12 protein-coding genes are annotated in these 13,844 nt (G+C 56.5%); 7 read left to right on the forward strand and 5 right to left on the reverse strand.

Going from position 1 to position 13,844, the window contains the following annotated elements:
• The 5 genes from GJV78_RS11035 (at position 1) to rmf (ending at position 5,804) form a co-directional block, all read left to right on the forward strand.
• Entirely contained in the window at positions 1-1,908 is a 1,908-nt protein-coding gene (locus tag GJV78_RS11035; RefSeq protein ID WP_155108397.1) for an ABC transporter ATP-binding protein, read from the forward strand.
• Positions 1,909-1,922: 14 nt separating this feature from the next.
• Entirely contained in the window at positions 1,923-3,176 is a 1,254-nt protein-coding gene (pqiA, locus tag GJV78_RS11040) for a membrane integrity-associated transporter subunit PqiA (protein ID WP_155108398.1), read from the forward strand.
• 4 nt (positions 3,177-3,180) lie between these two features.
• Positions 3,181-4,821, forward strand: a complete 1,641-nt coding sequence (gene pqiB / locus GJV78_RS11045) for an intermembrane transport protein PqiB (RefSeq protein ID WP_155108399.1) — start codon at positions 3,181-3,183, stop codon at positions 4,819-4,821.
• Positions 4,818-5,381, forward strand: coding sequence for a membrane integrity-associated transporter subunit PqiC (gene pqiC, locus GJV78_RS11050; RefSeq protein WP_155108400.1), 564 nt, complete (start codon positions 4,818-4,820; stop codon positions 5,379-5,381). The genes pqiB and pqiC overlap by 4 nt, the downstream gene beginning before the upstream one ends.
• A gap of 255 nt (positions 5,382-5,636) precedes the next feature.
• Positions 5,637-5,804: a ribosome modulation factor gene (rmf, locus tag GJV78_RS11055; protein WP_155108401.1), complete on the forward strand. Its 168-nt coding sequence runs from the start codon at positions 5,637-5,639 to the stop codon at positions 5,802-5,804.
• 92 nt (positions 5,805-5,896) lie between these two features.
• Here rmf and fabA read toward each other — a convergent pair whose 3' ends face one another.
• A complete protein-coding gene (gene fabA, locus GJV78_RS11060) occupies positions 5,897-6,415 on the reverse strand; it encodes a bifunctional 3-hydroxydecanoyl-ACP dehydratase/trans-2-decenoyl-ACP isomerase (RefSeq protein WP_155108402.1) in 519 nt (172 codons plus the stop codon).
• 68 nt (positions 6,416-6,483) lie between these two features.
• On the reverse strand, positions 6,484-8,244 hold the full coding sequence (locus GJV78_RS11065; protein WP_155108403.1) for an AAA family ATPase: 1,761 nt from the start codon (positions 8,242-8,244) through the stop codon (positions 6,484-6,486).
• Between the two features lie 183 nt (positions 8,245-8,427).
• Between GJV78_RS11065 and matP the strand changes: the two genes are divergently transcribed.
• Complete coding sequence (gene matP / locus GJV78_RS11070) at positions 8,428-8,880, forward strand: macrodomain Ter protein MatP (protein WP_155108404.1); 453 nt, start codon at positions 8,428-8,430, stop codon at positions 8,878-8,880.
• Between the two features lie 72 nt (positions 8,881-8,952).
• On the opposite strand, the gene ompA is transcribed toward matP, so the two are convergent.
• Together ompA and sulA are read right to left on the reverse strand one after the other, a co-directional pair.
• On the reverse strand, positions 8,953-10,005 hold the full coding sequence (ompA, locus tag GJV78_RS11075; RefSeq protein WP_155108405.1) for a porin OmpA: 1,053 nt from the start codon (positions 10,003-10,005) through the stop codon (positions 8,953-8,955).
• A 355-nt stretch (positions 10,006-10,360) separates the two neighbouring features.
• Positions 10,361-10,870, reverse strand: coding sequence for an SOS-induced cell division inhibitor SulA (sulA, locus tag GJV78_RS11080; protein WP_155108406.1), 510 nt, complete (start codon positions 10,868-10,870; stop codon positions 10,361-10,363).
• A gap of 217 nt (positions 10,871-11,087) precedes the next feature.
• Here sulA and GJV78_RS11085 point away from each other — a divergent pair, with 217 nt between their 5' ends.
• Entirely contained in the window at positions 11,088-11,705 is a 618-nt protein-coding gene (locus GJV78_RS11085; protein WP_155108407.1) for a TfoX/Sxy family DNA transformation protein, read from the forward strand.
• On the opposite strand, the gene yccS is transcribed toward GJV78_RS11085, so the two are convergent.
• On the reverse strand, positions 11,671-13,833 hold the full coding sequence (gene yccS / locus GJV78_RS11090; protein ID WP_155108408.1) for a YccS family putative transporter: 2,163 nt from the start codon (positions 13,831-13,833) through the stop codon (positions 11,671-11,673). The two genes, GJV78_RS11085 and yccS, sit on opposite strands and share 35 nt — an antisense overlap.
• Positions 13,834-13,844: the final 11 nt, after the last annotated feature.

Consider the following 13,844-nt stretch of genomic DNA (forward strand, 5'->3'; position numbering starts at 1 on the left):
ATGTCATTAATCAGTATGCATGGCGCATGGCTGTCGTTCAGCGACGCGCCGCTTCTCGATAACGCAGAGCTGCATATCGAAGATAACGAGCGCGTCTGCCTGGTCGGGCGCAACGGTGCCGGAAAATCGACGCTGATGAAGATCCTCAACCGCGAGCAGGGGCTGGACGACGGGCGTATTATCTATGAACAGGATCTGATCGTCGCGCGGCTGCAGCAGGATCCGCCGCGTAACGTGGTCGGCAGCGTCTATGACTTTGTGGCCGAGGGCATTGAGGAGCAGGCGGAATACCTCAAGCGCTATCACGATATCTCGCGCCTGGTGATGAGCGATCCAAGCGATAAAAACCTCAACGAAATGGCGAAGGTGCAGGAGCAGCTCGATCATCACAACCTGTGGCAGCTGGAAAACCGTATTAACGAGGTGCTGACGCAGCTGGGGCTGGATCCGAACGCCGCGCTCTCCTCGCTTTCCGGCGGCTGGCTGCGCAAGGCGGCGCTGGGCCGCGCGCTGGTCAGCAACCCGCGGGTGCTGCTGCTCGACGAGCCGACCAACCACCTGGATATTGAAACCATCGACTGGCTGGAAGGGTTCCTCAAATCCTTCAACGGGACGATCATCTTTATCTCCCACGATCGATCCTTTATTCGCAATATGGCCACCCGCATCGTCGATCTCGATCGCGGTAAGCTGGTGACGTATCCCGGCAATTACGATCGGTATCTGCTTGAGAAAGAGGAGGCCCTGCGCGTTGAGGAGCTGCAGAACGCCGAGTTTGACCGCAAGCTGGCGCAGGAAGAGGTCTGGATCCGCCAGGGCATCAAGGCGCGGCGTACCCGCAATGAGGGGCGCGTGCGCGCTCTGAAGGCGATGCGCCGTGAGCGTAGCGAGCGCCGCGAAGTGATGGGCAGCGCGAAAATGCAGGTGGAGGAGGCGAGCCGCTCCGGCAAAATCGTTTTTGAGATGGAGAACGTTGATTACCAGGTGGATGGCAGGCAGCTGGTGAAGGATTTTTCCGCTCAGGTGCAGCGCGGCGACAAGATTGCGCTTATCGGGCCGAACGGCTGCGGGAAAACCACTCTGCTGAAGCTGATGCTGGGCCAGCTTAAGGCGGACAGCGGTCGTATCCACGTCGGCACAAAGCTGGAGGTGGCCTATTTCGATCAGCATCGCGCGGAGCTGGATCCGGACAGAACGGTGATGGACAACCTGGCGGAAGGTAAGCAGGAGGTGCTGGTTAACGGCAAGCCGCGCCATGTGCTCGGCTACCTGCAGGACTTTCTGTTTCACCCGAAACGCGCTATGACGCCGGTTCGCGCCCTGTCGGGCGGTGAGCGCAACCGCCTGCTGTTGGCGCGGCTCTTTCTGAAGCCCAGCAATCTGCTGATTCTCGATGAACCCACCAACGATCTGGACGTCGAAACCCTGGAGCTGCTGGAGGAGCTGATCGATGGCTATCAGGGCACCGTGCTGCTGGTCAGCCACGATCGCCAGTTTGTCGATAACACCGTGACAGAGTGCTGGATTTTTGAAGGCGGTGGCAGGGTAGGCCGCTACGTCGGCGGCTATCACGATGCGCGCGGCCAGCAGGCTCAGCACCTGGCGCTGAAGCAGCCGCCGGTGAAAAAAAGTGAAGAAAACCCCGTTCCGAAAGCAGAAACGGTAAAACGCAGCGGCAGCAAACTAAGCTATAAACTGCAGCGAGAGCTGGAGCAGTTGCCGCAGCGGCTGGAAATGCTGGAGACGAAGTTAGAGGCGCTGCAGGCTCAGGTTGCCGATGCGACCTTTTTCAGCCAGCCCCATGAGCAGACGCAAAAAGTGCTCGCTGAGCTGAGCGCGGCGGAGCAGGAGCTTGAAGAGGCCTTTGAGCGCTGGGAATACCTGGAAGCGTTGAAAAACGGCGCATAAATAGAGGAGCGCGTATGTGCGATCGTCATCATGCCGCAAAGCACATTCTGTGCCCGCAGTGTGACATGCTGGTGGCCTTGCCTCATCTGGCTCCGGGTCAGAAAGCGGCCTGTCCAAGGTGCGGCACCACGCTGACGACCGAGTGGGACGCGCCGAGGCAGCGTCCCACCGCCTATGCGCTAGCCGCGCTGTTTATGCTGCTGCTGTCGAATCTGTTTCCCTTTGTCAGTATGAACGTAGCCGGGGTCACCAGCGAGGTTACGCTGCTGGAAATACCCCGGGTCATGTTTTCTGAAAACTACGCCAGCCTCGGCACCTTTTTCATGCTATTCGTTCAGCTGGTTCCCGCATTTTGCCTGGTGGCGGTTCTGCTGTTGATAAATCGCATACAGCTGCCACCGCGGGTAAAGAGGCGTCTGGCGAAAGTGCTGTTTCTGCTTAAAAGCTGGGGAATGGCGGAAATTTTTCTCGCGGGCGTGCTGGTGAGTTTCGTTAAGTTGATGGCCTACGGCGACATCGGGATAGGCAGCAGTTTTATTCCGTGGTGCCTCTTTTGTATGCTGCAACTGCGGGTCTTTCAGTGCGTCGATCGCCGCTGGCTGTGGGACGATATCGCGCCGATGCCCACCGTGGCGCTGGCGCTGAAACCCGGCATTAGCGGGCTTCAGCAGGGGGTACGCTCCTGCGCCTGCTGCACGGCGATACTGCCGGCGGACAGGCTCGTTTGCCCGCGCTGTCACAGCAAAGGCCACGTTCGCCGTAAAAACAGCCTGCAGTGGACCCTGGCGCTGCTGATCACCTCAATCATGCTCTATCTGCCGGCCAATATTCTGCCGATTATGATCACCGATTTACTGGGGGCGAAGACCCCGTCGACCATCATCGCCGGGGTTATTGTGCTGTGGAGCGAAGGTTCATATCCGGTGGCGGCGGTGATCTTTATCGCCAGTATTATGGTGCCGACGCTGAAAATGATCGCCATCGGCTGGCTGTGCTGGGATGCGCAAGGCCACGGCCAGCGCGATGGTGAGAAGATGCATCTGCTTTATGAGGTGGTGGAGTTTGTCGGCCGCTGGTCGATGATCGACGTGTTCGTTATTGCCGTACTCTCTGCGCTGGTGCGTATCGGGGGGTTAATGAATATTTATCCTGCAATGGGTGCTTTGATGTTTGCTTTAGTCGTGATTATGACCATGTTTTCTGCAATGACCTTCGATCCGCGCCTGTCGTGGGATCGCCTGACTGAATCCGGCCATAAGGAGCCATGACAGTATGGAATCGAAGAGTGGGGAAGCCAACGTTCAGAAGGTAAAGAACTGGTCTCCCGTATGGATATTTCCTATCGTTACCGCGCTTATCGGGGCGTGGATCCTGTTTTATCACTACAGCCATCAGGGGCCGGAGGTCACGCTGATCACCACTAACGCCGAAGGCATCGAGGGCGGGAAAACCACGATAAAAAGCCGTAGCGTGGAGGTGGGGGTGGTTGAAAGCGCAACGCTGACCGATGATTTAACCCATGTGCAAATTAAGGCGCGCCTCCACGCCGGAATGGACAAACTGCTGCATAAAGATTCGGTTTTCTGGGTAGTGAAGCCGCAGGTAGGTCGGGAAGGGATCAGCGGACTGGGTACGCTGCTCTCCGGGGCCTATATTGAGCTGCAGCCGGGTAGCAAAGGCAGTATGCCGGAAAGCTATCAGTTGCTGGACGCACCGCCGCTGGCACCGCCGGATGCCAAAGGTATTCGCGTGATCCTCGACAGTAAAAAAGCCGGGCAGCTTAGCCCAGGCGATCCGGTGCTGTTCCGCGGCTACCGCGTAGGCTCGGTGGAAACCAGCACCTTCGATACGCAAAAGCGCACCATGAGCTATCAGCTGTTTATCAATGCGCCGAACGATCGGCTGGTGACCAGCAACGTACGTTTCTGGAAGGACAGCGGTATCGCGGTGGACCTCACCTCCGCCGGTATGCGCGTGGAGATGGGGTCGCTCTCCACGCTGTTCGGCGGCGGCGTCAGCTTTGATGTGCCGGAGGGGCTCGATCTGGGGCAGCCGGTGGCGGAAAAATCCGCGTTCAGCCTGTATGACGATCAGAAAAGCATTCAGGATTCGCTCTATACCGACCATATCGATTATCTGATGTTCTTTAAGGATTCGATTCGCGGCCTGCAGCCGGGCGCGCCGCTGGAGTTCCGCGGCATTCGTCTCGGGACCGTCAGCAAGGTGCCGTTCTTCTCCCCGGATATGCGCCAGGCGTTTAATAGCGATTACCGCATTCCGGTGCTGGTGCGCATCGAGCCGGAGCGCCTGAAGGCGCAGCTCGGTGAGGATACCGACGTGAGCGAGCATCTGGCCGACCTGCTCAAGCGCGGGCTGCGCGCCTCGCTGAAGACCGGCAACCTGGTCACCGGCGCGCTGTACGTCGATCTTGACTTCTATCCGAAGGAGCCGCCGATTTCCGGCCTGCACGAGTTCGGGGGATATCAGATTATCCCGACGGTCAGCAGCGGGCTGGCGCAGATCCAGCAGCGGCTGGTGGAAGCGCTGGATAAAATCAACGGCCTGCCGCTGAATCCGATGATCCAGCAGGCGACCAGCGCCCTTTCGGAAAGCCAGCGCACGATGAAGCATCTGCAGACCACGCTGGATAATCTGAACCGGATCACCGCCAGCCAGTCGATGCAGCAGCTGCCGGATGACATGCAGCGCACCCTGCGCGAGCTGAACCGCAGTATGCAGGGCTTCCAGCCTGGTTCTGCCGCCTATAACAAGATGGTGGCGGATATGCAGCGTCTCGATCAGGTGTTGCGCGAGCTGCAGCCGGTGCTGAAAACGCTGAATGAGAAGAGTAACGCGCTGGTGTTTGAAGCCAAAGACAAGAAAGATCCTGAGCCGAAGAGGGCAAAACAATGAAAAAGTGGCTAGTAACGGCGGCGGCGTTCTGGCTGGCTGCCTGCAGCTCTGGCGAAGAGAGTAAGCGCTATTATCAGTTGCCGGTAATTCAGAATGCCGCGCCGGTCAGCGTCAGCCAGGCCAGCCGCCAGCTGTGGGTGGAGCAGGTGACGGTGCCGGATTATCTGGCAGGTAACGGCGTGGTTTATCAGACCAGCGACGTGCAGTATACCATCGCAAATAACAACCTGTGGGCCAGCCCGCTGGATCAGCAGCTGCGCAATGCGCTGGTGGCTAATCTTAGCGCGCAGCTGCCGGGCTGGGTGGTGGCCTCACAGCCGCTGGGTGCCGCGCAGGATACGCTCAACGTGACGGTAACCGGCTTCCATGGGCGCTATGACGGCAGAGTTATCGTCAGCGGCGAGTGGCTGCTGAACCATCAGGGACAGCTAATCAAACGGCCTTTCCACATTGAAGCCCTTCAGAATCAGGATGGTTATGATGAGATGGTGAAGGTGCTGGCTGATGCCTGGAAGCAGGAGGCGGCTTCAATTGCTCAGGCGCTGAACCGTATGCCTTAACCATAAAACTTTGTAAATCCCACCGCTACCGGCGCTGCGCCGGCGGCGGTTTTTTTTATCCGCGGTCTGGTAAAAGAAGTTGTTCCTGCTCGTTTTTTGGCCTGTCGGGTTTTTCGGCAATTTCATAAACATGACATTGGTATGAATTTTGTGCATTGACGAGCGTGATATTTCGCGGTATTCGTTAACTGTGATTGCACATTTTGTAATCACTGTTTTCTTTTCCACCAGATACAAACATGAGGGAAACGAGGCATGAAGAGACAAAAACGAGATCGCCTGGAACGGGCACATCAGCGTGGTTATCAGGCCGGCATTGCCGGGCGTTCAAAAGAAATGTGTCCCTATCAGACGCTGAATCAACGGTCATACTGGCTTGGAGGCTGGCGAGAGGCCATGGCCGACAGGGCCGTTACCGCCTGATTCTGTCTCTTTAAAAAGAAACCTCCGCATCGCGGAGGTTTCGCCTTTTGTGGCCGGGTAAACGGCAGGTTTGCGCAGCGGCGCAATGGGACTCAGAAAGCCGAGGTGTCCTGGAACAGACCGACTTTCAGATCGTTGGCGGTATAGATCTGACGACCATCCACCAGCACTTCACCATCCGCAATACCCATAATCAGGCGGCGATTAATAACGCGCTTGAAGTGAATCCGGTAAGTAACTTTTTTCGCCGTCGGCAGGATCTGGCCGCCGAACTTAACTTCACCCACGCCCAGCGCGCGGCCTTTACCTTCACCGCCCAGCCAGCCGAGATAGAATCCTACCAGCTGCCACATTGCGTCCAGGCCCAGGCAGCCCGGCATGACCGGATCGCCGATGAAGTGGCATCCGAAGAACCACAGGTCCGGATTGATATCCAGCTCTGCTTCGACGTAACCCTTGTCAAAGTTACCGCCCTTTTCGGACATCTTGATGACGCGGTCCATCATCAGCATGTTTGGTGCCGGAAGCTGAGGGCCGTTCGCCCCGAACAGTTCGCCGCGACCAGAGGCAAGAAGGTCTTCTTTTGTATAGGATTCGCGTTTATCTACCATGTTCTCTGTAAGCCTTATTTTATTGAAGCACGCACAATAGCGTACACGTGTACGCTGAACAACTCCGATCAGTTCGCACTAAAACCGTTCAGCCAACGCAGCGGCCAGGGAAAACGATGCCGGCCTTCCTGCTGCGTCGCCGCAGCGATACGTTCCTGAATCGCCTGCATTAGCGTCGGCTGGCCTTCGCCGTCCCACGCCTGGTTTAACAGCAGCGGCAGGGCGTCGGTGATATCCTCCACCGCCCAGATCGTAAATTTCTCTTCCTCAACCGCCTGTAGCAGGTCTGAATGCAGACTAAGATGCCGGACGTTGGCCGCCGGTATGATAACCCCCTGCCTGCCGGTCAGCTCGCGCTGCTGGCAGATGGCGAAAAAACCTTCGATCTTTTCATTGAGTCCGCCTACCGGCTGGATGCGGCCGAACTGGTCAACGGAGCCGGTGACCGCGATGCTCTGGTTCAACGGGACGTCGGCAAGGGCGCTAATCAGGGCGCAAAGCTCGGCCATGGAGGCGCTGTCGCCGTCCACTTCGCTGTAGGACTGCTCGAAGGTCAGCGAGGCGGAGAAGGGGAGCTGCTGATCGAGCTGCAGTTCCGACATCAGAAACGCCTGCATAATCATCATGCCCTTGGCGTGAATATTTCCCCCCAGCTCTGCTTTACGCTCAATATCAGTAAATTCGCCGTCGCCAATGTGCACCACGCAGCTGATGCGCGAAGGTTCACCAAAGGCGCGAGGATGACCCGGAAATTCAATGACCGACAGGGCGTTGATCTGTCCGACCTGCTCGCCCTCCGTCTCTATCAGGATCTGCTCCTGCAGGATCTCATCCTGCATACGTTCGGCAAGAAAGCCTTCACGCCATGCGCGCTGTTCCAGCATCAGGCTCAGCTGCTCGCCGGTGCAGATGCCATCTTCGCAAAGGGGAACCGTCTCCCGGAGCTGAAGGGCGATCCACAGCGGATTTAGCGGCAGCGTCTCCTGTTCGCCGGTGTAGCGTATAGCCTCGCGCATCAGCACCGGCCAGGCATCGGGAGCGAGACGGGGCAGCTGGTGGCTACGGGCTATGTGGCTTACCCACCGGCACCAGCGGACCGCAGATTGGCTATCGACAATCTGCAGATCGTCTTCAAATTCGCTATAAATCGCCAGCGCCGCCAGCTCTGGCTCCATTTCCTGAAAGTCGGCCAGCGATTCCCGATCGCCCACCAGCATGACTTTGAGATCCAGCGGCATCGACGGGACGGAAACCGGCAGCGGTCGCGATTCGTCATAGGCGACCCAGTCAAAGCGCCGATGGCTGACAATGGCTTTCAGGCGCATCCACAGCAGGGGCTGAGCCAGCAGAGGGCGCAGAGAGATAATCAGAACGCCACCGTTAGCCTGATGTACCAGCCCGGGCTGGAGCGTGATAGTGCCATTGAACTGCCGCAGACAGCCGAACAGCTGTTCTGCTTCCACCCAGTCGGCGGTAACCACCTGGGACCGGGTAGCAAAATTATCTTCACTCCCTGTGGCCTGGTGATAGCGGATAGTGGAGCCTGAAACATCGTAGCGGCCGCCGGTTAACCGACCGGCATCATGCTGCAGCGCCCGAACGGCATCGCTAAGCAGACTCAGATACTCAGGCTCTTCCGGCGCTTTGGTCAGCATAAAAGGCGATATCACCGCAGGCTGAAGCAGCTGCTCAAGCGCAAACCGCAGACGCGGCTGCGTCTCGCTGAGCAGGTCGTCATTTTCGTCAGTCACGTAGGGTTGTGCAAAGATCTCCTGAAAACGGTCGGTATCAGGAACCAGATCGCGCCATGCAAGTTTCGTAATGGTCAAAGTTGAGGTTTTTTAGTCTGTTGTCAAAGCCGCGATTATAGCGTAACCCGTCGCGCTGCACACGCGGAAAGCAACGTTAAGCGGCAGAGCGGCGTATCGCTCTCACAGGCTGAAGATTCTTTTCTGCTATGGCCTGAAAAGCTGATATTCTGATGTCAGTGACACGGTAACATTGAGATCGCAATGAAATATCAACAACTTGAGAATCTTGAGAGCGGTTGGAAGTGGAAATATCTGGTGAAAAAGCACCGTGAAGGGGAGTTAATTACCCGTTACGTGGAAGCCAGCGCCGCCCAGCAAGCCGTCGATCTGCTGCTGGCTCTCGAAAATGAACCGGTTCGGGTTAATGCATGGATCGAAAAACATATGAATCCGGCGCTGCAAAATCGCATGAAGCAGACTATTCGCGCCCGCCGCAAGCGACATTTCAACGCCGAACACCAGCATACTCGTAAGAAATCTATCGATCTGGAATTTATCGTCTGGCAGCGCCTGGCGGGACTTGCGCAGCGGCGCGGGAAAACGCTTTCCGAGACGATTGTACAACTAATTGAAGATGCTGAGCATAAAGAGAAGTACGCCAGCAAAATGTCTTCGCTCAAAGAGGATCTACAGGCGCTGCTGGGCAAGGAGTAACGCTTTTTTGGCCAGCGGCCAGAAGATTAGACGAAAAAAAACCCCGCCAGGCGGGGTTTTTCAAAGGAGAACTTAAGCCTGAGGCTGAGTGATCACGTCTTTAACGCCTTTAACTTCGATCTCTACGCGACGATCCGGTGCCAGGCAGTCGATCAGCGCTGCGCGGCCCTTCACGCTGTCGCAGGTGCTACCGGTAACCGGGTTGGATTCGCCCATACCACGTGCGGAGATCTTGTTCGCCGGGATACCTTTAGAGATCAGGTAGTCAACCACGGACTGGGCACGTTTCTCGGACAGGCCCTGGTTGTAAGCGTCAGAACCGATACGGTCGGTGAAGCCCAGAACTACGACGGAGCCGTCTTTCGGGTCCAGATTGCTCAGCTGGCTGTACAGCTGATCCAGCGCCTGACGGCCTTCTGCTTTCAGCGTGGACTTGTTGAAGTTGAACAGAACGTCAGACTTCAGAGTGAAGTGCTTGGTCTGTACTTCCGGAGCCGGAGTCGGAGTCGGTGCGACGACCGGCGCGTTTTCCTGCTGGCCGAAGCGGTAAGAAACGCCAACGCTCAGCAGGCCGTTATCCGGACGAGTGCCGATAGTGTTGGCGTCACCGATGTTGTTGGTCCACTGGTATTCCAGACGGGTTGCGATATCGCGGGTCATCGCCCACTCAACGCCGCCAGCGAACACCGGGGAAACGCCGGTATCATGGTCTTTATAAGAGCTGCCGCCAGGGACGTTAGTCTTGGTGTCAGCACGCCATACCATACCACCCAGACGGGTATAGATGTCCAGGTCGTCAGTGATTGGGTAACCCAGCTTAGCGGTCAGCTGAACGCCCTGAGCTTTGTAAGCGCCGTTGACGTTGTCGCCTTTGTACGGCATACGACCTAACCAGTCGTAACCCATTTCGAAGCCTACATACGGGTTAACCTGGAAACCGCCAAACGCGCCGGCACCCAGCTGATTTTCATGGGTTGGGCCGTTGTTGTCGATGAAACCCGTGTCATGGTACTGGGACCAGCCCAGTTTAGCACCGGTATACCAGGTGTTATCTTTCGGAGCGGCCTGCGCTACGGTAGCGAAACCAGCCAGTGCCACTGCAATCGCGATAGCTGTCTTTTTCATTTTTTGCGCCTCGTTATCATCCAAAATACGCCATGAATATCTCCAACGAGATAACACGGTTAAATCCTTCACCGGGGGATCTGCTCAATAGTAACTCTACCGATATCTGCGGCTTATGCCGAGCACCCCTGGCGAAGTAAAGTCTACAACGTACTTAGAAACTTACAAGTACGAACTCCGACAGGCGTATGAAAAAAAAAACCTTCTACGATTTTATTTAACATTTACCGATGATAAGCCGCGCAGGCTGCGCCTCTGGAAACCGCTTCCGACAAGCATTTTTCAGAAAAAATTAACATCCATCCGGCGGGGCTGCGAGGCGGCAAAATGCAGCCCAGGATAAATCCTAATTTTTTTAGTGATAGAGATTTGAATGAATTTTTAGCCCGGAACGGTGTCTGGTGGCATGAGTATGGGCGCTTACCGGGCGCATAATAAATCCCATTGCATTACCCTCTTCTGCGGCCCTTGCCAGTTCTGCATGCTGCTCTTCCGTTAACTCCTCAGCCAGCCAGCCGATGACCACGCTGTAGTTACCGGTGCGCAGCGCACGTATCATTGATTCGAGCGTATGGCAGGGCGATAGCTGATTTATTTGCATCACCTTGGTTAAAGGTAACCCTACAGACTGAACCCACTCCCGGCTTAGCTTTTGCCGTGGGGTCAGCCAGAGCTGCCAGCGCGACTGCTGGCCCAATTGCTGCAGAAGGGGGAGCAGCAGCTGAGTCATCATGGGCTGATCTTCGCGATAAACCACTTCGCTAATAAGCCCGGCACAGGCGGTATTCCCGCAGGAGACGCGCGTGACCTTGCCCGCGGTGGAGGAGAATGACGAAAAACGCTTTGTGTAGCCTGAAGGATACATAACCAATCCAGCTCCGTGAGTTACTGTATGGATATACAGTACCCCTGTGGCGTATAAAGATCAACCCTATTTTCGGAAACTATCTCGCAATTTTTATTACTCGATGCAGGAAAAATAAAATTCATCTTGCCCCTTAACACCAAGTTGCCTATTTTCGTCATTACCGGATCCGCAAAGGCAAATCATTTATTTAATCTATGATTTTAAAGGGGGTTTTATGCGAAAACGCTCCTATGACAGGATCTATAAATCGCAGGAATGTTTATCGACTCTGGGGGAAATACACTATCGTTCACTATTCGGCAGCTACAGTCTGACAATTGAAGACACCATCTTTGCCATGGTTGCCGATGGAGAATTATACCTCCGCGCCTGCGAGCAGAGCGTACAGTACTGTGTGAAGCACACGCCGACATGGCTCACGTTTATAAAACGTGGACGACCGGTAATTCTTAATTATTATCAGGTTGACGAAAGCCTGTGGCGCGATCGGCAGCAGCTGGTGTGCCTGTCAAAACTTTCGTTGGAAGCCGCCCGCAGAGAAAAGCATATTCGCAGCACGCAGCAGCGCCTGAAAGATCTGCCAAATATGTCATTTCATCTGGAGACATTGCTTAATGAGGCAGGAATTATGGATGTCACTACGCTGCGAATTCTGGGAGCAAAGATGTGCTGGCTGCGCCTTCGCCAGACAAAACCCCGGCTAACGGTAAAGGTGCTCTATGCGCTGGAAGGGGCTATCGCCGGTGTGCATGAAGCCGCTCTCCCGGCGGAGCGACGCCGGGAGCTTGCTCAGTGGGTTAACGTGCTGAAGCCGGAACCGGAGTGTCGGTAGCCGATTGGGTTATTTGCTGCTGCAGCTGCCTGATTTCAGGAAGCAGGGCGAGCAGTAGCCCAACCTGCTGCATGACCAGCGGCTCTTTACCAACGGCAAGCGGCTCAAAGCACAGGATTCGCTGCCTTAGATCCGTCAGCGCCTGCTGCACGCGCAGCTCATCTGCTGGCGGATGATGAAGCGCGTCATCCACATAGCAAACGGCATCGTCCAGCAGCGTCAGCGCTTCCGGGGTGGTTAGCTTTTCACGATGTGCGCCCAGCGCTGAAATATAGCTGGTAAAAGTATGGTTAAGGCATAGTAGCCGAAAAGCGGCCTCCCGCGTTTCGGCAGTGACGTCCGGTTCGCTGGACATATTCGAAACCACCGAGGCGAATTCCGCATCGCGATGATGGGCGTCGCGACGGGCGATACGATAGGTCAGGCGGTTATCCCGCCCTTGATGATATTGCTCAAGGATTGCATCGAGATAGCGACAGTTGGCCTCGGTCGCCCGCGACAGCACCCGCGGCAGGTTGCGAAAACGCCAGTCCGGCCAGATAAAACTCACCGCCGCCCAGGCAATAGCGCAGCCGATCAGCGTATCAATGATGCGTGGTAACGCCACCTCAAATCCTTCGCCAAGCAGATTAAAACAAAGCAGCACCAGCAGAGTAATAAACAGGGTGGCGTGGGCATACTGCACGTTACGGAAGGCGAAGAACAGAACCCCGGTAATAACCAGCAGTACGAGCTGCCCTTCGAGCGAAGGTACGAACCACAGCACGGGCAGCCCCACGGCGATGCCCAACAGCGTGCCGACTATCCTTAGCGTCAACCGATGGCGAGTCGCGTTATAGTTGGGCTGGCAGACAAACAGGCTGGTCAGCAGGATCCAGTAGCCGTGCTGCATTCCGGTCACCTGGATCAGCGCGTAGCCCACGCACAGTACCAGCGACATCCTTATCGCGTGCCGAAAAAGCGCGGACTCCGGCGTTAAGTTGCGGCTTAACCGCAGCCAGATATCGCTAAACCCGTGGAGGTTGTCGTCGGAAAGCTGGCTTTCCGTCTCGCTGCGCGGCATGGCCTGCGCCTGTTCGGATTCAATGGTCGCCAGCTGCGCGTCGATAGCCCGCAGGTTGGCGAGCAGAAAGCCCAGGGTTTTCAGCAGATCGTCGGGCGCGCCGTCGGTACGCATGCGTTCCAGGGCGGCGTCCAGCCGGGCGAAGGCGCGCTCAAAGTGCGGATCGTGCTGATAGGGGGTCAGCAGCAGGATACAGCGGGAAAGATGCAAACAGGCCTGGCCCTGCATCGACATTAGCCGCTGAAAGCGAAACATTAGATCGCTATGGCGAAAGCGTTCCCGCAGCGTCTGATACTGAATATGAGAGGAGCTGGCACGCTCATGGATATCCTGAGCAACAAAGTAATAGTGCAGCGTCCGGCGGGTTCCGCGCTGCCCGCGATCTCCCCGCAGGCGGGTCAGAAGCGAGCTCTTTGTCTGATTCAGCGTCGCCACCAGCTGGCCGTTAGCCAGCGCGAGATCGTACAGCGGTGCCTGACTTTCGTCTTCGATATCCGGATCGAACAGCCGCGATTTAAGCTCAAGATAGCGGGCCAGCTGTTCGTAGCTGCGCGCCAGGTTATCCTGTAGCGGGCGGATCGGAAACAGCAGATGGCCAATTAGCGTCAGCAGGTTGTACCAGATAGCGCCAGCCAGCAGCAGCAGCGGCTGTTGATACCACTGCTCGTAAAGCGAGGTGCCGAGCATGGTGTAGATGGCGATCAGCAGCGCGCCGAAGGCGATGGTGGCGTAGCGCTGCCCCAGACCGCCGAGCAGGATAAAACCGCTGGTAGACAACGTAAGCCCGATGGCGAACAGCCAGGGCCACGGAAACAGCAGCTCGACCGACGCGGAAGCGATAAAAAAACAGATCAGGGTGATTATCAGGTTGCGCAGCCGGCCCGTCAGACGATCGTCAAGGTCGGTCAGGGCGGCGGCTACCATTCCCAGGGTCAGCGGAATGGTCAGCTTAACGTCACCCAGCCACCAGGGCAGTGCGGTGGTGCCGCAGAGCGCGATAAAGATCCGCACGTAGTAAAGCCATGTGCTGTTCCAGGTATAGCAACGAAGCAGAGGGCTAAGCATACAGAACTTTC

The organism is Intestinirhabdus alba (assembly GCF_009711095.1).
Classification (GTDB): domain Bacteria; phylum Pseudomonadota; class Gammaproteobacteria; order Enterobacterales; family Enterobacteriaceae; genus Intestinirhabdus; species Intestinirhabdus alba.